The sequence below is a fragment of the Arthrobacter sp. Y3221160 genome (genome assembly GCF_059092585.1).
In genome coordinates this window covers 2,701,197-2,722,952 of record NZ_JBNHHU010000001.1, presented here as the reverse complement: position 1 = coordinate 2,722,952, position 21,756 = coordinate 2,701,197, and the positions used below count along the sequence as shown (strand labels likewise).

Annotated in this window: 18 protein-coding genes; 14 read left to right on the top strand and 4 right to left on the bottom strand. The window is 68.4% G+C overall.

Going from position 1 to position 21,756, the window contains the following annotated elements; translation table 11 throughout:
• Positions 1-224: 224 nt before the first annotated feature.
• On the bottom strand, positions 225-578 hold the full coding sequence (locus tag AC5RWG_RS12665; RefSeq protein ID WP_494074226.1) for an ArsR/SmtB family transcription factor: 354 nt from the start codon (positions 576-578) through the stop codon (positions 225-227).
• Positions 579-704: 126 nt separating this feature from the next.
• Positions 705-893, bottom strand: a complete 189-nt coding sequence (locus tag AC5RWG_RS12660) for a hypothetical protein (protein ID WP_494013067.1) — start codon at positions 891-893, stop codon at positions 705-707.
• Between the two features lie 293 nt (positions 894-1,186).
• On the opposite strand from AC5RWG_RS12660, the gene AC5RWG_RS12655 reads away from it, so the two are divergent.
• From AC5RWG_RS12655 to AC5RWG_RS12600, 12 genes are all read left to right on the top strand, one after another.
• Positions 1,187-1,396, top strand: a complete 210-nt coding sequence (locus AC5RWG_RS12655; protein WP_494013068.1) for a hypothetical protein — start codon at positions 1,187-1,189, stop codon at positions 1,394-1,396.
• Between the two features lie 463 nt (positions 1,397-1,859).
• The gene (locus AC5RWG_RS12650; RefSeq protein WP_494074227.1) at positions 1,860-4,145 is read left to right on the top strand and encodes a transglycosylase domain-containing protein; all 2,286 of its coding nucleotides are present in this window, start codon (positions 1,860-1,862) and stop codon (positions 4,143-4,145) included.
• A 9-nt stretch (positions 4,146-4,154) separates the two neighbouring features.
• Positions 4,155-5,780, top strand: coding sequence for a hypothetical protein (locus tag AC5RWG_RS12645; protein ID WP_494074228.1), 1,626 nt, complete (start codon positions 4,155-4,157; stop codon positions 5,778-5,780).
• Between the two features lie 81 nt (positions 5,781-5,861).
• On the top strand, positions 5,862-6,722 hold the full coding sequence (locus tag AC5RWG_RS12640) for a thioesterase family protein (protein ID WP_494074229.1): 861 nt from the start codon (positions 5,862-5,864) through the stop codon (positions 6,720-6,722).
• Entirely contained in the window at positions 6,719-7,186 is a 468-nt protein-coding gene (gene rlmH / locus AC5RWG_RS12635) for a 23S rRNA (pseudouridine(1915)-N(3))-methyltransferase RlmH (RefSeq protein WP_494002273.1), read from the top strand. Before AC5RWG_RS12640 ends, rlmH begins: the two co-directional genes overlap by 4 nt.
• Complete coding sequence (locus tag AC5RWG_RS12630) at positions 7,183-7,809, top strand: hypothetical protein (protein ID WP_494024650.1); 627 nt, start codon at positions 7,183-7,185, stop codon at positions 7,807-7,809. The genes rlmH and AC5RWG_RS12630 overlap by 4 nt, the downstream gene beginning before the upstream one ends.
• A 101-nt stretch (positions 7,810-7,910) precedes the next feature.
• Positions 7,911-8,627: a YcnI family copper-binding membrane protein gene (locus AC5RWG_RS12625; RefSeq protein ID WP_494074230.1), complete on the top strand. Its 717-nt coding sequence runs from the start codon at positions 7,911-7,913 to the stop codon at positions 8,625-8,627.
• Between the two features lie 99 nt (positions 8,628-8,726).
• Positions 8,727-9,368, top strand: coding sequence for a DUF4232 domain-containing protein (locus AC5RWG_RS12620; RefSeq protein ID WP_494048866.1), 642 nt, complete (start codon positions 8,727-8,729; stop codon positions 9,366-9,368).
• A 76-nt stretch (positions 9,369-9,444) separates the two neighbouring features.
• Positions 9,445-14,415 (top strand): Lhr family helicase, encoded by a 4,971-nt coding sequence (locus AC5RWG_RS12615; RefSeq protein WP_494074231.1) that lies wholly within the window; start codon positions 9,445-9,447, stop codon positions 14,413-14,415.
• Positions 14,408-15,196, top strand: coding sequence for an Fpg/Nei family DNA glycosylase (locus tag AC5RWG_RS12610; protein ID WP_494013076.1), 789 nt, complete (start codon positions 14,408-14,410; stop codon positions 15,194-15,196). Before AC5RWG_RS12615 ends, AC5RWG_RS12610 begins: the two co-directional genes overlap by 8 nt.
• A 146-nt stretch (positions 15,197-15,342) precedes the next feature.
• Positions 15,343-17,295 (top strand): DUF6541 family protein, encoded by a 1,953-nt coding sequence (locus AC5RWG_RS12605; protein WP_494013077.1) that lies wholly within the window; start codon positions 15,343-15,345, stop codon positions 17,293-17,295.
• A 44-nt stretch (positions 17,296-17,339) separates the two neighbouring features.
• Positions 17,340-18,335 carry an RluA family pseudouridine synthase gene (locus AC5RWG_RS12600; protein WP_494167076.1) on the top strand — a complete coding sequence of 332 codons (996 nt, stop codon included), beginning with the start codon at positions 17,340-17,342 and terminating at the stop codon, positions 18,333-18,335.
• A 45-nt stretch (positions 18,336-18,380) separates the two neighbouring features.
• Here the strand turns inward: AC5RWG_RS12600 and AC5RWG_RS12595 are convergent, their stop codons facing one another.
• The gene (locus AC5RWG_RS12595; protein ID WP_494002266.1) at positions 18,381-18,860 is read right to left on the bottom strand and encodes a DUF4383 domain-containing protein; all 480 of its coding nucleotides are present in this window, start codon (positions 18,858-18,860) and stop codon (positions 18,381-18,383) included.
• A gap of 327 nt (positions 18,861-19,187) precedes the next feature.
• On the opposite strand from AC5RWG_RS12595, the gene AC5RWG_RS12590 reads away from it, so the two are divergent.
• Entirely contained in the window at positions 19,188-20,231 is a 1,044-nt protein-coding gene (locus AC5RWG_RS12590) for an SDR family NAD(P)-dependent oxidoreductase (RefSeq protein ID WP_494074232.1), read from the top strand.
• Here the strand turns inward: AC5RWG_RS12590 and AC5RWG_RS12585 are convergent.
• A complete protein-coding gene (locus tag AC5RWG_RS12585) occupies positions 20,228-20,575 on the bottom strand; it encodes a hypothetical protein (RefSeq protein WP_494074233.1) in 348 nt (115 codons plus the stop codon). The two genes, AC5RWG_RS12590 and AC5RWG_RS12585, sit on opposite strands and share 4 nt — an antisense overlap.
• Before the next feature lie 278 nt (positions 20,576-20,853).
• Between AC5RWG_RS12585 and AC5RWG_RS12580 the strand changes: the two genes are divergently transcribed.
• The gene (locus AC5RWG_RS12580) at positions 20,854-21,735 is read left to right on the top strand and encodes a manganese catalase (protein ID WP_494074234.1); all 882 of its coding nucleotides are present in this window, start codon (positions 20,854-20,856) and stop codon (positions 21,733-21,735) included.
• The last annotated feature ends 21 nt before the right edge of the window (positions 21,736-21,756 follow it).

The following is a 21,756-nucleotide window of genomic DNA, read 5'->3' as shown; positions in this document are numbered from 1 at the left end:
GGAAGACCCGGACGAAGGTTTGCGCCGTTGCAAAAATATCCCCGCAACTGCGCACCTATCGGTATGTTCAGAATTTTCCACCCCGTAATTACCCAGTGTCAACGGGAGTGCCTTGCCCAATAAAAGATGCCCGTGGCGGCTTGAAGGACGGCGTAACGGCGCCTCCGTCGGGTGGTGCTGCCGGTTCGGCACGCTGGATGTCGGAGCCCGGCCGATACCTGCCCTCAGTCCTTCTCGGGGTGCCCGGGCGTGGCGTGGCCAGCGTGACTGATGGCTTCCTGAATCAACCGATTCAGGTGGTTGTCGCTTATCGAATAAATGACTTTGCGCCCTTCCTTGCGGGCACTGACCAGGCCGCTGAGGCGCAGCTTCGCCAAGTGCTGACTCACGATGGTGCGGGCAGAACCGGTCGCCTCGACCAGCTCCGCGACACCCGCCGGTCCGGCGGTCAGGACCAACAGCAGGTGCAATCGCGTGGGTTCTCCAAGCAGCCGCAGCGTCTCAGCGGCACCCTCCAGCTGGTGCCGGTTTAGTGCGATCGGGTGCCCGTGACTCGATGCCCGGACGGAGTCGATCATGGTGCTTGTTTCCTCAACACGTACCGGAGGGGCCAGGCCCGCGGGTTGTCGGCGCGAGCGGTCGCCGTAGCCCTGTCCTGCCGTTACCTCGGCTGCCCGCCGGTCCCGCAGCGTGCCGCAGGTTCTCTAGGAGGAATCGCCGGCTCCTTCGTCCTTGACGGGGTTGCGGGATTCGTCGTCCCGGTCGGCGTCCTCGGCGACGGCGTTGGCAATGAGGTCCATGCGGTCGGCCGGGGTAAGCCGGTCATCCTGCTGATACTCTTCGATGTTTTCGCTGACGGCGTCTTCGCCGCCGGGCTGAACGTTTTCCGTCATTACTGCTCCTGATCCGGAGATACTTTGTTTAGCTGATTTACCAGGTGTTCGTCAGGGGCCCCGGAGCACGCCCGCAACGAAGGCGTCGATGTCCAGCGCTCTTTTCAAACGCCCTCATCCAACCCGTAGCACGGCTCCTTATCACTGTCGCCGATCCGGCACACGTCCACAACCCCTCGGGCGCGGCCAACCCGACCCTCACGGGACCTTGGTCTCGCTGAACATCCTGCCGCTGCGCCACGTGGGGCGTAGCCTTGATCCATGCACCTTCTCTGGCTTTCGGAGGTAAGAGAATGGCCACCCCTGCCAAGGCTTTGAAGCCCACCGCCATCGGCCGGGTCGTCTCAGTGACCACGGCCAACGGGGACGAGCATGTCGGCGTCCTGACCGCATTCCACCGAAGGCAGCACAGCGAGGATTTCCTGGTCTATCTGCAGGGAGTTCCGCAACCGGTCCCGGTACCCGCCGAAGGGTCGGCCGTGGTTCACCAGCGCGTGCTCTAGCAGCGTGCTTCCATGCCGCGGATGGCGCTTGGGCGGGTGCCATCTTTAGTGCCAGGCAGCGGTCCTGTCAATGCTTTCAGGCGCAATCCGGCCTTTCACATCCATCACAAAAATGCCGCCCATGTCACATTTCGACAGCTATCGAAAAGCGCCGGAAAAAGAGGTTGAGTCGTGGAATTTTAGCCGTACGCTAAGACCACCTCACAGGTCGCGGCGGCTGACGAGAGCCGCCTCCTTGAGGTAATTCGTCTGCAGGTTTTCCCTGTGGTGGCGTCGGGGGACGTCCAGGGCCTGCTGAGGGGGACGGGGGCTACGGGTGAACCACGAGGATCGTGATCCGGCGGGCAGCGCAACCAGCGGCGCCCCGATAACGGCTGCCGGTCACACACCGGCTCCGGCGGGCCCAAGCGCCGCCCACCTGCGGAGAAAAACGCGGCGGTGGTGGCCCCGGCGGCGGGAAACCGTGGGGCTGGATGAGTTGCTGCGGCCTGCGGCCCGGCCGGAGCACCGGCAGGGCACCCTGATCCGCGTGGCCGGATGGGCCGGTGCGGTCGCCGTCGTCGCGCTCAGCGCGGGATCCCTGGTAGCGCCGGGGGCCATCGCCTTCTCTGCTGCCACGGATTCCGTGCTGGACCTGTGGGAAGGCCTGCCCGCCGAGCTTCCACTGGACACCGCCTTGCCGCAACATACGGTCCTGCTCGACAAGGACGGCAAGGAATTCGCCCGCTTCTACAGCGAAAACCGGATTGACGTGGACCTGGATCAGGTCTCGCCCGCGTTTTTGGACACGCTGCTGTCCACCGAGGACTCCCGGTTTTACGAACATCACGGCGTGGACCCCATGGGCGTCACCCGCGCGATGGTGAGCAACTCGGTGGGCGGCGAGCGCCAGGGCGGCTCCACCATCACCCAGCAGTTGGTACAGAACATCCTCGTCAACAATGCCCGGGATGAAACCGAGAAGTCGGTGGCGGTGGGCGAAACCTACAACGCCAAGATCCGCGAGGCCAAGTACGCCGTCCAGCTGGAAAAGCGCCTGGATAAGGACCAGATCCTGAACATGTATGTCAACGCCGTCTATTTCGGCAACCGCGCGTACGGCATCCAGGCGGCGGCGCGCATCTATTTCAATACGACGGCGGCCAAGCTCACCCTGCCCCAGTCGGCCCTGCTCGTCGGACTGCTCAAGGGACCGGTCTACTACGATCCGATGAAATACCCGGATCGAGCGCTCAGCCGCCGCAACACCGTGCTCAATGTGCTCGAGCGTCATGGCGCGATCACGGCGAACGAAGCTGCGGCGGCCCGCGGCAGCGGGCTCGGCCTCGACCCGGGATCTGTGCCCTCGGGCTGCGGCGGCTCCGAGTACCCGTTCTACTGCGATCTGGTCAGGGATGAAATTCTTACCGATCCTGCCTTCGGCAAGACCCAGGAAGAACGCGGGGACCGGCTCTCGCGCGGCGGCATGACGCTGACCACGGCCCTGGACCGCAAGGCCATCGACGCGGCCGAAAAGGCCGTGCACAAAGCGATGGGCAACAAGAACCGCGCGGCGCTGGGCACCGCCGTCGTCGAACCCGGCACCGGGCATGTCACGGCGGTGGCACAGAACCGGTCCTGGGGCGAAGGCAAGGGCAAGACCGAGGTGGTCTTCGCCGACAGTGCCTTCCAGGTGGGGTCGGCGATGAAGCCGATCGTGCTCGCCACGGCGCTGTCCCAGGGGATTTCACCGCGCCAAAAGCTGCTGGCCAACGGCCCCTATTACTCCTCGCTGGATAATCCGCCCGGTGGTTTCCACAACTACGGCTACGAGAATTACGGCTCTATCGACGCCTACCAGGCCGTGCGCGCTTCGGTGAATATCTACTTCGTGCGGTTGATCGAGCGCACGGGCGTGAAGGAAGTCGCCGAGTTCGCGGAAACCCTGGGCATCACCTCGATCCCCGTCGATAAGCTGCACGGCCGGGAGGCATCGCTGGCGCTCGGCTCCTACGAGATTTCCCCGCTTGAGATGGCCAACGCCTACTCCACCTTCGTCAGCGGCGGGGTGCTGTGCCGGCCGGTCACCATCACCGCAGCCATCCGCAGCGATACCGGGGAGAAGCTCCCGGTTCCCGCCTCAAACTGCCACCAGGCCATCGACCCTTCGGTGGCGGCCACGGTAGCCGACGTGCTGACCGAACCGTTCCACCCGGCGGGCACGCTGGGCGCCCTGGGCATGCCGAAGGGCCGCCAGGCCGGAGCCAAGACGGGTACCACGAATGACTTCGCCACGAATTGGATTGTGGGCGTCACCCCGCAGTATGCGACGGCGGTGTGGCTCGGCGACCCCCGCGGCGGGACCCAGCACCCGTTGAAGACGGTGCATGCCTACGGCAAAACCTTCTACGACCTCACCGGCTCCGAACTGGCCGGCCCCGTATGGAAGGACACCATGGAAGGCCTGCACAAGGGCCTGCCCGCCGAGCCGATGCCCGAGGCCGACCCGCTGACCACCAGCGTCGAAACGTCCCGCTCCATGCCCGACCTCCGCGGGCTGGGCGTGAACGAGGCCATCACGGTGCTGCTGCGCAACAACCTGGTGCCGGTGGTCGGGCAGGAAACGGCCAAACCGGACCCGCGGGTGGATCAAAACGTGGTGACCGCGCAGTCGGCACCGCCGGGCAGCAGGCTGACCTTCCGCCAGGAAGTGACCATCACGCTCAGCGCCGGCAGCAACACTGCCATCACAATCCCCGACGGGTTGTAAGGAGTCCCGGTGTCCATCTTCGAGAAACATCCGGCCCTTGCCCTGGCCACCGGTGCGCTGTGCCTGGCGTCTCTCACCGCGTCGGGGCTGGTGGCCCTGCAGGCATCGGGGCTGCCAATGTTCTTCGCGCAGGAACAGGCCGCGGCGGTGGCCGAGCCTGCCACACCGGTGGCAATCAGCGCGGTGCTCACGGACAGCCCGGCCTCCATTTCCTTGACCGGGCTGCTGGCCGAACCGCCCGGAAAGTGGAAGCCGGAGGGTCCGGTGGAGCGCGGAGCGACGCTGCCGGTGCCCTACGCGTGCGATATCGGCGCGGCGCCCTCGGTGGCTTTGTCCCGTTCCTTCAGGGTGCGCGGCGAGAGGGTGCAGGTGCTCGCCGCCGCCTACACCGCCGGCCTCGGCGCCGAAGCCATGGACGAGCTGGCGGACAACGCGGCCAACTGCGCCGGGGCGGCGATTGCTGTCCGGAGCGAGGAACTGGACGGCCCCGGCGTCCAGGCCCACCGGATCTACGCGGCCAAGAACGGCCACGGCACCATGCAGGTGCTCACCTTCCGGCGCGGGGACGTGCTGGCCTTCGTGACGGGAAAGGCAGCCGCACCGCTGCAGAAACTGGCCAGGCAACTGGACAAGAAGCTCGCGGCCGCGCTCGCCGACGTCTGCGCAGACCAGGAATCCAAAGCCGGCGACGCTGCCCGCTCCCCTTGGTCGACCGCAGGCTACAAGCCGTTCACGATCACCCGAACGGTATCCATCCCCGCCGTTCCGCTGCCGAAGGCCCCGGCTGACGCCGACTACGAAACCGTGTCCTTCCCGGCACCGGACCTGAAGGTCAAGCCGGCCAATCCGGCGGCCCTACCGGCCTACCCGGTCTGGCCGCCGATGCCGGACGCCCGGGAGTTCCCCCGGCCGCCCAAGAGCCCCGCGAACGAGCCCGCGAGGTCGGCGAAGGTCCATCTGCTGACGGAGGACGCCGCCGGGCCGGGCTGCGGCTGGGAGTTCACCGGCATGTCACCGGTGCCTTTCGACGCCAGGGACGCAGCCGCCGCCAACCGGGAACGTGTCCAGGCCGCAGAGTCGAGACTCGCCGCCGGCGCCAGGAAATGGCAACAGGCCGTGCTGAACTACTGGGCCGCCTACGACCACTACCGGACGGACGTGCAGGAGTACAAGGACTACGCCGCCGCGGTGGCCAAGGTGAACAAGGAGTGGGACAAGATCGCGGCACAGTGGAATGACTACTGGGCCGAATACGCCGTCTACCAGCAGGCCCTGGCGGAGCGATCGGCATTCTTCACCCAGCGGGATAATGCACGGGCCGGCTACCGGAACGCCCTGGCGCAGTGCGAAGCGGACAACCGGAACGCGGAGCAGGAGTACAAAAACGCGCGGCAGGAGTACAAGAAGGCGCTGGAAGATTACCGGAAGGCGGTGGAAGCAGCCGAAGAAAACCAGGGCGACGAAGACGAGGAGGAAGAGCAGCCGGAGCCGCCCAGTCCGCCCCGGGAGCCTTCCCCGCCCGAGCCCGCGGATTGTGATGCGATAGGCCCGCCGGCCATCCTGGATTGGGCGCCGCCGGCCGAGCCCGCCGCCCCGGCGCCCCCGCCCGATCCCCGCCCTGTCGGAGAACGTTGACCCCTGCACCGCCCGTTTGCCGGCGTGGGGTTCGTTGTGCCGGGAGGCAAGGCTGCCGCGCGCTTTGGCTAGAGTGGGGGCATGGTTGATTCCACCACCACCGCGGCCACCGCCGGCATTGCCGCCACCGAGCACCTCGGCGCCGATGGAGGTACAGTTCCGGATGCTTACTACGTGCGCCTGGACGGCGGACGCTTCCAATCCACGCTGCATTCCCAAGGAGCCTGGAACGACCACGAACAGCACATGGCACCGGCTTCCGGCCTGATCGTGCACGAGTTGCTGCGGAATCATCCCCGCCCCGAGATGGTGATGAGCCGGATCAATTTCGAGATCCTGGGCATCATCCACGGCGGTGAGTTCGAGATCCAGACCCGGGTCCTGCGGCCGGGCAAGACGATTGAGCTTTTGGAGGCCACTTTCACCGCGCAAGGCCGCACGGCCATCCGCGCCCAGGTCTGGCGCCTGCTCACCGGTGATACCGCCGCCGTCGCCGGCACCTTCAGCCGGCCCATTCCCGGACCCGGCGGCTGTCCCCCGGCGCCCATGACCAGCGTCTGGGACGGCGGCTTCATCCGGTCCACGGAGTTCCGCACCGCGGCAGACCTCGGTCCCGGCAACCGGACCGTCTGGGCGCGCACCCTCCACCCGTTGGTTCAGGGCGAGGACAGCCACCCGCTGGCCCGCTTCGTCAGCATCGTGGACACCGCCAACGGCATCGCGGTGCGGCAGGATCCGCGCGAGTACATGTTCCCCAACCTTGACCTGACCATCCACCTGTTCCGCCAGCCGCAGGGCGAGTGGACGGGTTTGGACACCCGCGTGAGCTTCGGCGACGACGGCGTCGGCCTGACGGACACCGAACTGTTCGACGAACAGGGTCCGGTGGGCCGCGCCGCCCAGATCCTGACCGTCCGCAAATTCCCCGGATCAGCCGGATGACCCTGCGCATCCTGACCATCGGCCGCAAACACGAGTCGTGGGTGGCGGAAGGAATCGACCGCTACGAGAAGCGGATGAAGAAGCCCTTCGACGTCAGCTGGCAGCCGATCCCCCATTCCTCCCGCGAGCATGACGCCGCGCGCAAGGAAGAATCCGAAACCCTGCTGGCCAAGCTGAGCGGCAAGTACGCCAACGACTTCGTGGTGCTGCTGGACGAACGCGGCAAGAACATCGATTCGCCCACCCTCGCGCGCACCCTCCAGCAGCCGCTGGACAGCTCCCGCAACGTCACCTTGATCATCGGCGGGGCGTACGGGGTGGACGACTCGATCCACCAGCGGGCCGACTTCGTCTGGTCCCTTTCCAAATTGGTCTTCCCGCACCAGCTGGTCCGGCTGATCCTCATGGAGCAGCTCTACCGCGCCCAGGAGATCGCCGGCGGGCGTCCCTACCACCATGAATGATCTTGGGTAGCGCGCTGCGATTCGGGCGGTCCGCGGCAGTCGCCGCCGCTGTCTTCAGCGTAGCCGCCGGCGCGCACACTGCGGCCGGAGGAACCCTGCCACCCGCCGCCGTCGTCCTGGCGCTGGGCGCGCTGACATGGTTGCCGGTGATGATCCTGGCCGGGCGGAAACTCCAACTGGTGACGATCCTGGCGGTACTGGCCGTCGGACAGCTCGCACTGCACCAAGCCTTTGAACTTCTCGCAGCCGTCCGCTGCGCGCCGGACCCATACTCTGACGGACACGCCGTACACGTGGGCCATGCGGGCCACGCCGGATCCACTGCCGTGGCACTCGACTGTGCGGCCACATCCCACGCCGGGAGTTCGCCTGCCATGCTCGCCGCCCATGTGCTGGCCACAGCACTGACCGCGCTCATGTTGGCGCGCGGCGAGGCTGCGCTGTGGAGCCTGGCCGCTTGGCTGCGTCCGCTGGTCCGCCAGTCGACCGTGACGGCGCTGCCGCCCGCCGGCGTCGCCCTTGCCGCCAAGCAAGATCCGTTGCCTCTCCTAACCCAGTACCTGGTCACACTCGTGCCGCTGCGGGGACCGCCGGTGCCGGCGAGCTTCCAAAACCGGACCTAACCCAAGTCCTAAACATCATCGATTCCCCGGCCCTGCGCCGCGACGGGCCGCTATGGCCTTGCTACGCGGACCGCGGCCCAGCGCCTCCCGAAAGGCATTCTGTGACTACCATTCACCGCACTACCCTTCGCTCTTTACTGGCCGTCGGAGCCACGGCTGGCCTGTTGGCTGTTGGCGCCGGAGCAGCCTCCGCCCACGTGGGCGTCACCCCCGAGGACAACGCCGCCGGCAGCAGCTCCGTGCTGACGTTCTCCTTCTCCCATGGATGTGAGGGTTCACCGACCACGAAGATTGCTATCTCGCTGCCCGAGCAGCTGGCCGACGCCACGCCCACCGTGCACCCCAACTGGGACGTTGAGAAGGTGACCGAAACCCTCGATGCCCCCATAACCTTGGACAGCGGGGCCACCATCACCGAGCGGGTCAGCCAGATTGTTTACACGGCCAAGGAACCGGTGGCCGACGGGCTGCGCGACGCGCTGCAGCTCCAAATGCTGCTGCCCGATGCCCCCGGCGAGAGCCTGGCCTTCCCCACGCTGCAGACCTGCGAGAAGGGCGAGATCAACTGGGCAGAGCTGCCCGCGGAGGGCCAAGATCCCCATGACCTGGACTCCCCGGCTCCGTCGTTCGTGATCGGCGAAGCATCCGCCAACAGCCACGGAGGGCACGACGACGGCGGCGCGGCTCCGGATGCCGGGGCGGCCGGGGCAGCGGGCAACGGCGCGGCGACGGTGGCAGGCTGGACCGGGCTCGGGGCCGGCGTGCTGGGCCTGGCCGCCGGCGTGACCGCGCTGGTCCGCACACGCAAGAGGCCCTGACCCACAAGCTGCTCCCGGCGGGCGGCCCGCCTGAAGGCGGCCGTCCGCCGGCTGGAGTCCCAAGCCGGAGGGCGGCTGGCGAGGGTGTTTAATATGACCATGATGAATCGTTTCCGGGCGCGCCCGGCCGCCGCGGCCCTGTTCGTTGGATCCGCACTGCTGCTGGCCGGATGCGGGCAACCGGCTCAGGAACCCGGCACCGCAGCTGCGTCGTCCGCCCCCGCGGCCAGCGCGCCGTCGTCGTCCCCCGCACCCGCCCCGGAGACCGGAAACGCGGGAAGCGCCACCGCGTCCCCAGAGTCCGGCGGCGGCGCCGCGGACGGTTCCTGCCGCGCCGGCCAGTTGGAAGCGGCCATTCAAACCAAGCCCGGCGCCGGGGCCGCCGGCAGCGTCTACCGCACGCTGGTACTGACGAACACCGGCACCGGGTCCTGCACGCTCCAGGGGTACCCCGGCGTCTCCTACGTCGACGCCGACGGCGCACAGGTGGGCGCGCCGGCCGAACGGGACCCGGCCGCAGCGGCGGCTGCCGTCACGCTGGAGCCGGGCGGAACCGCCGAGGCGCAGCTGCAGCAGACCAACGCGCAGAACTACGGCGAGGAATGCGGACTCACGGATGTGGCGGGGGTCAGGGTCTACCCGCCGAACCAAAAGGAATCGCTCGTCGCGAAGCAGGAGACGGTCGGCTGCTCGGACTCCTCCGTGGTGCTGATGACCGTGGGCACCTTCCAGGCCCCGTAGCCGCCCGCCCGCTCCCCGGACTGCACACCGGGAACTGCACAGCGTCGGTGCCGGCCGCTAGGCTCAAGACATCGGTATGACGACGTCTGTGCTCGAACGCTTCAGCCCGGCCACCCGCGAGTGGTTCGCCGGCGCCTTCGCCGCGCCCACCAACGCACAGGCCGGTGCGTGGAACGCCATTTCCGCCGGCTCCCATGCCCTGGTGGTGGCGCCTACGGGTTCCGGCAAGACCCTGGCGGCCTTCCTCTGGGCGCTGGACACGTTCATCTCCCGCGCACAGACTCAGGCCGAACCTCCAGTCCTTGTGCCGGAAGCGGCGCCCAAGCGGGGACGCGCCGCCCGCGAGGAGTCCCGCGGCACCCGGGTGCTGTACATCTCGCCGCTCAAGGCCTTGGGTGTGGACGTGGAGCGGAACCTGCGCGCGCCGCTGATCGGCATCACCCAGACCGCCAAACGGCTTGACCTGCCCGCCCCGTCCATCACCGTCGGCGTCCGTTCCGGCGACACTCCGCCCAATGAACGGCGCCGGCTGCTCACCCACCCGCCGGACATCCTGATCACGACGCCGGAATCGTTGTTCCTGATGCTGACCTCCAGGGCGCGGGAAACCCTGGCGTCGGTGGACACCGTGATCATCGATGAAGTGCACGCCGTGGCCGGGACCAAACGCGGCGCGCACCTGGCGGTCACCTTGGAACGGCTGGACGCCCTGCTGGAGCGGCCCGCCCAGCGGATCGGCCTCTCCGCGACCGTCGAGCCGCTGGATACCGTGGCCCGGTTCCTGGGCGGCAATTCCCCGGTGGAGATTGTCGCCCCTCCCGCCCGGAAGTCATGGGACCTGACTGTGACGGTGCCGGTGGAGGACATGACCGCGCTGGCCTCGCCCAGCCAGGAGGAACTGGGAGCCGGCGCGCAGCCCGCGTCCATCTGGCCGCACGTCGAAGAGAAGATCGTGGACCTGATTGCCGAAAACCGGTCCACCATCGTCTTCGCCAACTCGCGCCGGTTGGCGGAGAGGCTCACCGCACGGTTCAACGAAATCTGGACCGAACGCGAGTCCCTCCCGCTGTCCGGCGAGGACGTCTGGGGCACCGCCGCCGCCCATGACGACGCTGCCGAGAATGCTCCCGGTCCGGGGCCCGGCTCGGGTTCCGGTTCGGGTTCCGGTGGTTCCCGCACGCAGACCAAGCCGCCGGCCCAGATCATGGCCCAGGCCGGTTCCGCCTCCGGCGCGGATGCCGTCCTCGCCCGCGCCCACCACGGCTCGGTCAGCAAGGAGGCGCGCGCGCAAATCGAGGACGACCTGAAGTCCGGACGTCTGCGCTGCGTGGTCGCGACGTCGAGCCTGGAGCTGGGCATCGACATGGGTGCGGTGGACCTGGTGGTGCAGGTGGAATCCCCGCAGTCCGTGGCCAGTGGCCTGCAGCGGGTAGGGCGTGCCGGGCACCAGGTCGGCGAGGTCTCCCAAGGCGTGCTGTTTCCCAAGCATCGCCAGGACCTGGTCAATACCACGGTGACGGTCGAGCGGATGCTTGCCGGCCGCATCGAGCCCCTGTATATCCCCGCCAATCCCCTGGACATCCTCGCCCAGCAGACCGTGGCCGCCACCGCCCTCGGCGCCGTCGACGTGGAGGAATGGTTCGACGTCGTGCGCAGGTCCGCGCCCTTCGCCACGCTGCCGCGTTCCGCCTACGAGGCCACCCTGGACCTGCTGGCCGGGCGGTACCCCAGCGACGAATTCGCTGAACTGCGCCCGCGGATCGTTTGGGACCGGGTCGCCGGGACCATCACCGGCCGGCCCGGGGCGCAGCGGCTGGCCGTGACCTCCGGCGGAACCATCCCGGACCGCGGGCTGTTCGGCGTCTACCTGGTGGGTTCCGAGGACGCGAAGAACAGCGGCGGCCGCCGGGTGGGCGAGCTGGACGAAGAAATGGTCTACGAATCCCGCGTGGGCGACGTCTTCGCGCTGGGCGCCACCAGCTGGCGGATCGAAGACATCACCCACGACCGCGTCCTCGTCTCCCCCGCTTTCGGGCAGCCGGGCAAGCTGCCGTTCTGGAAAGGCGATTCACTGGGCAGGCCGGTGGAGCTCGGGCGGGCGCTGGGCCGCTTCGTCCGGGAAGTGTCCGGCACGGCCGAGGAGCCGGCACGCGAGCGGCTGGCCGCCGCCGGGCTGGACGATTGGGCCGCGGGGAACCTGCTGGCCTACCTGGCCGAGCAGCAGCAGGCCACCAACGATGTTCCCAGCGACCGCACCCTGGTGGTGGAGCGCTTCCACGACGAGCTCGGCGACTGGCGCGTGGTGCTGCACAGCCCGTTCGGCATGCCCGTTCACGCGCCCTGGGCGCTGGCGGTCGGCGCCCGGTTGCATCAGAGGTACGGGCTGGACGGTTCCGCCATGGCCGCCGACGACGGAATCGTGCTGCGCGTGCCCATGATGGAAGAAGAGCCGCCCGGCGCCGAATTGTTCCTCTTCGACCCCGAGGAACTGGACCAGATCGTCACCGCGGAGGTGGGCGGTTCCGCGCTCTTCGCCTCCCGCTTCCGCGAATGCGCCGCCCGCGCCCTGCTCCTGCCGCGCAAGAATCCGGGCAAGCGCAGCCCGCTCTGGCAGCAGCGCCAACGCTCCGCCCAGCTGCTGGATGTGGCGCGCAAGTACCCGACGTTCCCGATCATCCTCGAGACGGTGCGCGAATGCCTCCAGGACGTCTACGACCTGCCCGCGCTCAAGGAGATTGCCGCCGGGATCGAGCGCCGGGAGTTGCGCCTGGTGGAAACCACCACCCAGCAGCCGTCGCCGTTCGCCCGCTCGCTGCTCTTCGGCTACGTGGCCAGCTTCCTGTACGAAGGCGACTCCCCGCTGGCCGAGCGCCGGGCCGCGGCCCTGTCGCTGGACCCGGGCCTGCTCAACGACCTGCTCGGCCGGGCCGAACTGCGTGAGTTGCTGGACGAAGGGATCATCGCCCAAACCGAGCAGGAGCTGCAGCGGCTGACCGAGGACCGCAAGGTGCGGGGCGCGGAGGGCATCGCCGACTTGCTGCGGCTGCTGGGCCCGCTGACGACGGCGGAGATCGCAGCCCGCGTCCGGCCCGCCGAACCGGCGAACGGACCGGTGAACGGACCCATGAACGCGCTGGTGGACGGACCGGCGGATGGGTCGACGGATGCCTCGGTCGACGGACCCGTTCCCGCCGGCTCCGCGCCCGTCGGGATTGCCGACGTCGAGCCCTTGGTCGCCGAGCTGGCGAGGGCCAACCGCGCCCTGAAGGTGGGCGTCGCCGGCGGCGAACGCTGGGCGGCGGTGGAAGACGCGGCCCGGCTGCGCGATGCCCTCGGCGTGCCGCTGCCCGTGGGCGTGCCGCTGGCGTTCATCGAGCCGGTGGCCGACCCGCTCGGCGACCTGGTCAGCCGCTTCGCCCGCACTCATGGCCCGTTCACCGCCGGTGAATGTGCCAGGCGGCTGGGCCTGGGCACCGCCGTGGTGCACACCGCGCTGCAACGGTTGCTCAAGGACGGCCGCGTGGTCGAAGGCGAGTTCCGGCCCGGCGGCGCATCGCCCGCTGAGGAGGGCGGAGCCCACGGCACGGCCGACGTGGCTTCTCCGGCCCCGACGGATCAGCGCCAGACCGAATGGTGCGACGTCGAGGTGCTGCGCAAGATCCGCCGCCGGTCGTTGGCCGCCCTGCGCAAGGAAGTCGAACCGGTGGATCCTGCCACCTATGGCCGGTTCCTGCCGACCTGGCAGAACGTCGGGGCGAAGCTGCGCGGCCTGGACGGCGTAGTCACGGTGGTGGACCAACTGTCCGGGGTACCCATCCCGGCGTCGGCGTGGGAACCCCTCATCCTAGCGTCCCGCGTGAGCGACTACGCCCCCGCCATGCTGGACGAGCTGACCGCCACGGGCGAAATCCTGATCTCCGGCGCCGGGTCGATGCCCGGCAACGACGGCTGGATCAGCCTGCATCTGGCCGACGCCGCGCACCTGACGCTGAATCCCCAGCCGGATTTCGAACCCAGCGTGCTGCAATACGAACTGCTCAACGCGCTCTCCGGGACCGGGGGCTACGGCGGCGCCTACTTCTTCCGGCAGCTCACCGACCTGCTCGCGGCCAGCGGCACCCAACCGGGGGACAACGCCGTCGCCAGCGCGCTGTGGGACCTGCTGTGGGCCGGGCGGATCACCAACGACACGTTCGCCCCGGTGCGTTCGCTGCTGGCCGGCGGGACCACCTCGCACCGGCAGCGCAACGCACCGCCGCGGGCACGCTCGGCGCGGCTGGGCCGGCTCGGACGCCTGCCCGGACTGCACGGGACCGGCCTGCAACCCGGCGGCGCCGGGGCGGGTCCCGGCAAGGGTCCCGGCCAGCCGCGCACCTCGCCACCGACCGTCGCGGGGCGCTGGTCGCTGCTGCCGGCGCCGGAGACCGACCCCACCGTGCGCGCACATGCCACCGCCGAACTGCTGTTGGACCGCTACGGCGTGGTCACCCGCGGCTCGGTGGCCGCCGAGTCGATCCCGGGCGGGTTCGGGCTGATGTACAAGGTGCTGGGCAAACTGGAGGAAACCGGCCGCTGCCGCCGCGGTTACTTCATCGAACACCTCGGGGCGGCCCAGTTCGCCGTCTCCCCCACCGTTGACCGGCTGCGCTCCTTCAGCCGCGATGCGCAGCTGGGTGAGCAGGCGCCGTCGGCCGTGGCCCTTGCTGCGACCGATCCGGCCAACCCCTATGGGGCCGCCCTGCCCTGGCCCCCGCAGGACTCCGGCCACCGGCCCGGCCGCAAGGCGGGCGCGCTGGTTGTCCTGGTGGACGGAGAGCTTGCGCTCTACGCGGAACGCGGCGGCAAGACGCTGCTGGCCTTCACCGAGGACGAGGAGGCGCTGGCGTTGTGTGCCCGGGCCTTGGTCCAGGTGATCCGTCGCGGTGCCGCGGACAAGATGGCCGTGGAAAAGGTCAATGGCTCCGGAATTTTGGACACGCCGCTGGCCCATGCGCTGATGGATGCCGGCTTCTATTCCACCCCGCGGGGATTGAGGTTCCGTGCCTGAAGGGGACACCATCTGGCGTGCCGCCCGGCGCTTGCATGCGGCGCTGGCCGGGCAAGAGCTCGCCGGCAGCGACTTCCGGGTGCCGCGCTACGCCACGCTGGACCTGTCCGGGCAGACCGTGGACGAAGTCCGCTCCCGCGGCAAGCACCTGCTGATGCGGATCGGTGCGCTGACGGTGCACTCGCATCTGGGCATGGACGGCAGCTGGCAGATCTACCAACCCGGCGAGCGCTGGCGCAAACCCGCCTTCCAGGCCCGCCTCATCCTCTCCACCGGCACGACGACGGCGGTTGGCTTCGCGCTGGCCGCGCTGGACGTGGTGCCGCGGACCGAGGAAGACACGCTGGTGGGGCATCTCGGTCCCGACCTGCTCGGGCCGGACTGGGACGAGGCGGAGGCGCTGCGGCGGCTGCGGCAGGAACCGGACCGCCCGATCGGACTGGCCCTGCTGGACCAGCGCAACCTCGCCGGGATCGGCAACGTCTACCGCTGCGAGGTCTGTTTCATTGCCCGGGTGCACCCGTCCACCCCTGTGGGCCAGGTGCCGGATCTCCCTGCCATGGTGTTGAAGTCCAAGCAACTGCTGGAGGTCAACAAGGATCGCGGCAGCCGCAGCACCACCGCGTCGCCCGCCCGCCGCGAATCGTTCTGGGTCTACGGGCGGGCCGGCCGGCCGTGCGGCCGCTGCGGCACCCCGATCGTCCACGACCAGCAAGGCAATACCGACGCCGACCAGCGCGACGTCTACTTCTGCCCGCACTGCCAACCGCTGGCTCCCTGACGCGCGGGGCGTTTGCCCGACACACCCCCGCCGCCCCCGGTCCAGGGGGCCGCCCTCCGCCTGCCACAGGCCCCTCATGGCCTGCTCCGACGGCGGCCGGGCGGCACAAACCGTAATATGGTGACGATGACCGACGAAGGGGGCCCATGAGCTGGCTGCAGACGATTCCGGCCGCGCTGTTGGCCATCGTCCTCGTCTTCGGACCCGGCCTGCTCTGGGGTGCAGTGCTCGGCCTGCGCCGGTTGTCCCTGGTCGCACTGGCCGGCCCGTTCGGTGTCACCGCCATCGTGGTCGCCGCCGAGCTTGGCCGCCTGGTCGGGCTGGATTGGGCCTGGCCGCAACTTCTGGCGGTGACCGTGCTCGTGGCCGTCCTGCTCTGGCTGCTCCGCCGCCGCGTCGGCCACCGCCTGCACCGCGATCCCGAAGCCCCGGACCGGCCGGCGCCCTGGCGGTCGGTCGTGCTGGCCTGGGCGGTGTCGGCCGTGCCGCTGGCGGCCGCCATGCTCTGGATCTTCGGCGCCCCGGACAACATCGCGCAGTCGCACGACAACATCTTTCACCTCAACGCGCTGCGCTACATCTCCGACTCGGGCAACGCCTCCTCGCTGACGCTGGGCTACCTGGGCACCACCGACCGGGGCACCTTCTACCCGGCGGGCTGGCACGACGTGGTCTCCCTGGTGATGATCACCGCGGGGCTGCAGCCCGCGGCCGCCATCAACATCACCAACCTGGTGCTGATCACCGGGATCTGGAGCAGCGGCTGCCTGTTCCTGGTCAGCCGGATCACCGGTGAACGCACCATGCCGCTGCTGGTCGCCGCGGTGCTCTCGCTCGCCTACAGCAGCTTCCCCTACCTTTTGCTGGAGTTCGGCGTCGTCTATCCGTTCATGCTCTCCATCGCCATGCTTCCGGCCGCGCTGGGGGTGGTGCTGCAACTGCTCCGGGTGGGCGTGCACACGCGTGTGTCAACGGAAGGCAACGTGCTGCTGCTGGTCGGGCTGTTGCCGGGCATGGCGTTGTCCCATCCCGCCACCATCATGGGACTGCTGGCGCTCTCGGTGCCGCCGGTCTTCGCGGCCGCCCACCCGGCGCTGCGCTCCGGAGAACAACGACGACGGCGGCGCGCCCTGGCGGGCACCGTCGCCTATCTGGTGGTGCTGGCCGCGCTCTGGATGACGCTCCGGCCCGCCCGCAGCAGCAGCACCAACTGGGACAACCTGGGCAGTGCCGCCGAGGCCCTGGCCGACGTGGTGCTGCATTCGCCGCTCGAGCGCCCCATCTCCATCCTGGCGACCGTCCTGACGATCGTGGGCGCCGCGGTCGTCTTCAATCTCCGCAAAAACCGCTTCGCGCTGGCAATGTACGCTATCGCGGCTGCCCTCTACGTGATCGGCAACTGGCACCAGATGCCGGGCCTGCGCTGGTGGGTGACCGGTATCTGGTACAACGACTTCTTCCGCATCAGCGCCATGCTTCCGGTGGCCGGACTGTTGATCGCAGCCATCGGCGGCGTCGCACTGGCCGGGACTGCGCGCTCCTTCTTCCGGGCCACGCTGGTTCGTCGCGAGAAGAAGCCGCCGTCGTGGTTCCGGCCGGCCGCCACCGGGCTGCTGGTGGTCGCCAGTTTGGCAGTGGTGCCGCTGTTTGCCGTGCAGCGGGGCATTTCCGAGGCCGCCGCCAAGTACCGGTTCACGGACAGCTCCCACCTGCTCACCGCGGACGAGCTCGCGCTGATCAAGCGGATTCCCGCCCACGTTCCGGAAGGCGCGGTCATCGCCGGCAACCCGCTCACCGGCGCCTCGCTGTCCTACGCCTACACCGGGCGTCCCGCGCTGGTCCCGTCGGGAGTCACGTCCCCGCGGGTGGACGGCAAGCTCATCATGGACAAGCTGGATCAGATGAAGACGGATCCGGCGGTGTGCGCCGCCGTCGAGGCACAGAACGTGCAGTTCGTGCTGGACTTTGGAGACCACTCGGTGCACCCCGGCGAGAGGACCTCGGTGCCGGGCCTGCAGGAGCTGACCGAGGCCAACGGGTTCGAGCTGGTGGACTCCGAAGGCGAAGCAAAGCTCTATCGGGTCACCGGCTGTCCCTGAGCATTGCGGTTGCGGGTGGTGCCACCCGGTACCCTTGATGGGTGATGGAATCCCCGCTACCGGTGCGCGACGGCGTCAACGCCACCCGCCTGCGCCTCCCCGGGGAGGGGCCGTGGGAAACGGCGCTGGACTACATGCTCCACCGGTGGGGCCATGTGGATCCCGACGGTATCAGGGACCGCTTCGACCGCGGCGAGATCGTTGGCGAAGGCGGAGCCGTGCTGGACCGGACCACCCCGCTGGATGCCCACACGTTCATTTGGTACTACCGGACCTTGCCGCGGGAGAAGCGGCTGCCGGTGGAGATCAGCATCCTCCACCAGGACGCGAACATCCTGGTGGTGGACAAGCCCCATTTCCTTCCGACCACCCCCGGCGGCACCTTCATCCAGGAGTCGGCGCTGGTCCGGCTGCGCCGCCAACTGGATATCCCGGATCTGATTCCCATGCACCGGCTGGACCGCCTCACCGCCGGAGTGCTGCTCTTCTCCACTAATCCCGCCACCCGCGGCAAGTACCAGGTGCTCTTCGAGAAACGCTTGGTGCAGAAGGAATATGAGGCCATCGCACCGGTGGATCCGCGGCTGCAGTTCCCGCACACGGTGCGGAACCGCATGGTCAAGTCCCGCACCTACCTGCTGGCCGAGGTCGTCGAGGGAGAGCCCAACGCGGAGACCCGGATCGAGTTGCTGGAACAGCGCGGACGGCTGGGCCGCTACAAACTGGAACCGCATACCGGGAAGACCCACCAGCTGCGCGTGCACCTGGCGTCGTTGGGCATCGGGATCCTACACGACCCGTTCTACCCGGTGCTGCTGGACCAGGCTCCTGACGACTTCGAGCGTCCCCTGCAATTACTGGCCCGCGGTATCTCCTTCACCGACCCGATCAGCGGACGACCGGTGGAATACCGCAGCCAACTGGAACTGTCCGAATGGGCAGCGCCAGCCGAATGGGCAGCACGACGCGAAGGGGCAGCAGATAGCGCCGCCGGAGCAATTGCTGCCGGCGGCGCGTTCGCCCCTGCCCGGCAGGCCTAGCGGACTACGGGATTCGGGCCTGGCGGACTACGGGATTCGGCCGCTTCAGGCCCGGCCGGCAGCGGTTCCGCGGGCGCTGGTGTCCCGCCGGCGGTCGAGCAGCAGGCCCAGGGCGATCATGACCACGCCCAGGACGAAATGCAGCCAGTTGTCTGCGGTGTTCAACGGCACGAAGTTGGCTGCGCTCTGCTGGTCAATAAACAGGCCGTACAGCCAGAGGACCAGATAGACCGCGCCGCCCCAGATCATGAAGTTCCGGGCACCGGACACAGTCCTCGCGAGCGCGAATGCAGCCACGCCGTACAGGAGGTGGACGATGTTGTGCAGAATCGAAACTTGGAACACGCCCATCAGCATGGCTTCGGACTGGTGTCCCGCGAATGACATCTGGTCATAGTTTGAGGTGATTCCCGGAATGAAGCCCAAGAGCCCGATCAACAGAAAAACGGCACCGAAGACCATTGCCGCCGTCTGGAGCGGGGTCCGTCCGGTGCTTCGGGCCTGGACGTTGCCTTCTCTTGCCATGGCGATCTTCCCCTCTGACGCCTTGGCAGGTGCGTGCCCCGACGCCGTTCGATATGGACCCTGATCAAAACACTCTACAATAAGCTTGCTTACTAGTTAAGCCCCCGCAGCCAGCCTCAGCCGAATTCGGCTGCCTTTCCTGCGGATAATCCGCTGCCTATGCTGCGGATATAGCCAGGTGCGGCAGCTCCTGCCGCCGCTGTTCCGGACCGGCGGGCCGTCACACGGCAGGGCCACTGCCGGTTTAAGGTCCCGCCGCCTAGCCAGGCCCGGGGTAGCGGTCTACGCTGATGCCACGTCCGCCAGAGGGCCAGGCGAGGAGAAGCATTGGCAGAGCAATCACCCCGTAGCCGGGCAACCGGCCGGTCCACCGATCAGACCACCGGCCCGGTCACCGTGATCACCGGAGCCTCCAGCGGAATCGGCAGGGCGACAGCCCGGATCCTGGCCAAGCGCGGAGCTGCCCTGGTGCTGGCGGCGCGCAGCGCCTCCAGCCTCGACGAGGCGGCGGCCGAGTGCTCAAGGCTGGGTGCACAGGCCATCGCGGTGCCCACCGACATCACGGATGAGGGCGGCTCCGAGAGGCTGGTTCAAGCTGCGCTGGACCGGTTCGGGCGGATCGACGTGTGGATCGGGGCTGCGTCCGTTTATGGCTACGGCACGTTCGAACAAACACCGGCCGACGTGTTCCGGAAGATAGTCGAGACGAACCTGCTAAGCCAGGCCGACAGCATTCGGGCCGTGCTGCCGCAATTCCGACGGCAGCGGCGTGGAGTCCTGATCCTCGTCGGCTCGGTCTACTCCAAGATCAGCACGCCCTACGTGTCCGCGTATGTGGCCGGCAATGCCGGGCTGCTGGGGCTGGCCAACGCGCTGCGACAGGAACTGCTCGACGAGAAGAACATCCACGTTTGCACCGTCCTGCCCGCCACCGTCGACACTCCGATCTTCCAGCACGCGGCCAACTACACCGGCCGCAGCGTCCACCCCCTCCCTCCGGTCGTCAGCCCGTACCGGGTGGCCAGGGCCATCGCCCGGATGGCCTCAAAGCCCCGCCGCCAGGTGGTGGTGGGCCGGCTCCAGCACGTATTCATTCCGTTCCAGCGCTGGTTCCCGGGCCTGCACGACCGCGTATCGGGGCCACTCATGGACACCCTGGCACTTCGGGGACAGGGCGTCGCGCCATCGGCGGGGACTGTTTTCGCCCCGGATCCGCCGTCGAACAAAGTCAGCGGGAACTGGCGTTCGGGACGCGCCCGTGTGATGGCCGGCGGACTGGCAGGCCTGGCGGTGGCCGGTTACCGAAGGACGCGGAAGCGGCGGCACCCGCGCGCCGGGCTCCGCGGAACCCGCAAGCGGCGACGCCCTTAGACCGGGCGCCGCGCCCAGGCGACCAGCCAGCAGGCTTCGACCACGGCGTCGAGAAGATAGATCCTGCTGATCCGTCCGGGCACCGCGGTGAGGATGTCGACGGCCGCAAAGGTGGCAGCCGCCCCCATGCCGATCCGCCGGGCAGCGGCTGTGCCGCCGGAAGTCCCGGCGCCCCTGATCTGCGCATGGCCCGCCGCAATCATCAGGCCGCCGACAGTCTTGACCAGCCAAGGCTCCCCTTTCGGCCCGGTAACCGCTTCGAAGCTGCGGTAGTGCAGCAGCGGCCATACCCCGAAGGCCACGTTGAACACGCCGTGGGCGACGGCCAAACCTGCCTGGCGCATACGGAACACCTCTCGCCGTCGTCGGAGTGGATCTGGGCGGTGTGCCTGCGGCAATTGTGCCGCAGGGGACTATGAAAATCCACGCTTCGCCGCCATGACCCGCGTGCTGCCGAAGGACTGGCTTCAATCGAAGTCCGGGCACCCCGCTGCCGGTCACTAAGGTTGCTTATTAAATTCAGCGTGCCTAGCGTGGAAGGCATCCGGCCCGCACGTGGCCAGCCCGGACAGATGAGTTGGCAGTAGCGACGGCGAGCCCATTTTCGCGGAGGTTGCCGCAGATGTTCTTCCATAAACAAGAGCTCCAATACAAAGCCGAACCAAACCAGCCGGATGCCGTCTACGCCCGGAAACTTCAGGAGGTCCTGGGCGGCCAGTACGGCGAGATCACGGTTGCCATGCAGTACAGCTTCCAGGCGTGGAACATCCACATCCCCGGCAAGTACAAGGACCTGCTCTTCGGCATTGCCGCGGAGGAGTTCGGCCACGTGGAGATGCTGGCCAAGATGATTGCGCAGCTGCTGGAGAAAGCCCCGCTCGGCATCACCGACGAAGCCGTCCAGTCTGATCCGACGATCGCCGCGGTGGTGGGCGGAACCGATGTCCAGCAGGCCATCGTCGCAGGCGCGGGCGCCCGCCCGGTGGACAGCAACGGAAACCCCTGGTCGGGAAGCTACATCACCGCCAGCGGCAACTTGCTCGCAGACTTCACCTCCAACGCGAACGCGGAGATGCAGGGCCGGCTGCAGGTAGCCCGGCTCTACCACATGACGGACGACCACGGCGTGCGCGATATGCTCTCCTTCCTGCTCGCCCGGGACACCATGCACCAGAACCAGTGGATCGCCGCGGCACGGGAACTCCAGGAAGAGGGGTCCGAGACCCTGCCGGTGCCGAGCAACTTCCCGCTGTCCAAAGAGAACCGGGACGTGGCCTACCAGTACCAGAACTTCTCGGACGGGGCCGCCGCGGCACAAGGATCCTGGGCGAGCGGGGCTTCCCCCGACGGCAAGGGCGAGTTCACCTACCACGACGGCCCCACCACCACCGCCCCGATGCCGAAGCCGACCCACCCGGACGCACGCTTTTACGGGACCACGGAACTTCCCAACCTGGTCGAGAAGACCGCCGGGGCAGTCCAGGACAAGCTGCGCAAGGAATAGCACGCCACGCATCCCCGCGGC

What these genes read in the sequence shown, in the direction of transcription:
- AC5RWG_RS12665 (WP_494074226.1), bottom strand. Translation starts at nt 578, where the DNA reads ATGATCGACTCCGTCCGGGCATCGAGTCACGGGCACCCGATCGCACTA.
- AC5RWG_RS12660 (WP_494013067.1), bottom strand. Translation starts at nt 893, where the DNA reads ATGACGGAAAACGTTCAGCCCGGCGGCGAAGACGCCGTCAGCGAAAAC.
- AC5RWG_RS12655 (WP_494013068.1), top strand. Translation starts at nt 1,187, where the DNA reads ATGGCCACCCCTGCCAAGGCTTTGAAGCCCACCGCCATCGGCCGGGTC.
- AC5RWG_RS12640 (WP_494074229.1), top strand. Translation starts at nt 5,862, where the DNA reads ATGGTTGATTCCACCACCACCGCGGCCACCGCCGGCATTGCCGCCACC.
- rlmH (WP_494002273.1), top strand. Translation starts at nt 6,719, where the DNA reads ATGACCCTGCGCATCCTGACCATCGGCCGCAAACACGAGTCGTGGGTG.
- AC5RWG_RS12630 (WP_494024650.1), top strand. Translation starts at nt 7,183, where the DNA reads ATGATCTTGGGTAGCGCGCTGCGATTCGGGCGGTCCGCGGCAGTCGCC.
- AC5RWG_RS12620 (WP_494048866.1), top strand. Translation starts at nt 8,727, where the DNA reads ATGATGAATCGTTTCCGGGCGCGCCCGGCCGCCGCGGCCCTGTTCGTT.
- AC5RWG_RS12615 (WP_494074231.1), top strand. Translation starts at nt 9,445, where the DNA reads ATGACGACGTCTGTGCTCGAACGCTTCAGCCCGGCCACCCGCGAGTGG.
- AC5RWG_RS12605 (WP_494013077.1), top strand. Translation starts at nt 15,343, where the DNA reads ATGAGCTGGCTGCAGACGATTCCGGCCGCGCTGTTGGCCATCGTCCTC.
- AC5RWG_RS12600 (WP_494167076.1), top strand. Translation starts at nt 17,340, where the DNA reads ATGGAATCCCCGCTACCGGTGCGCGACGGCGTCAACGCCACCCGCCTG.
- AC5RWG_RS12595 (WP_494002266.1), bottom strand. Translation starts at nt 18,860, where the DNA reads ATGGCAAGAGAAGGCAACGTCCAGGCCCGAAGCACCGGACGGACCCCG.
- AC5RWG_RS12585 (WP_494074233.1), bottom strand. Translation starts at nt 20,575, where the DNA reads ATGCGCCAGGCAGGTTTGGCCGTCGCCCACGGCGTGTTCAACGTGGCC.
- AC5RWG_RS12580 (WP_494074234.1), top strand. Translation starts at nt 20,854, where the DNA reads ATGTTCTTCCATAAACAAGAGCTCCAATACAAAGCCGAACCAAACCAG.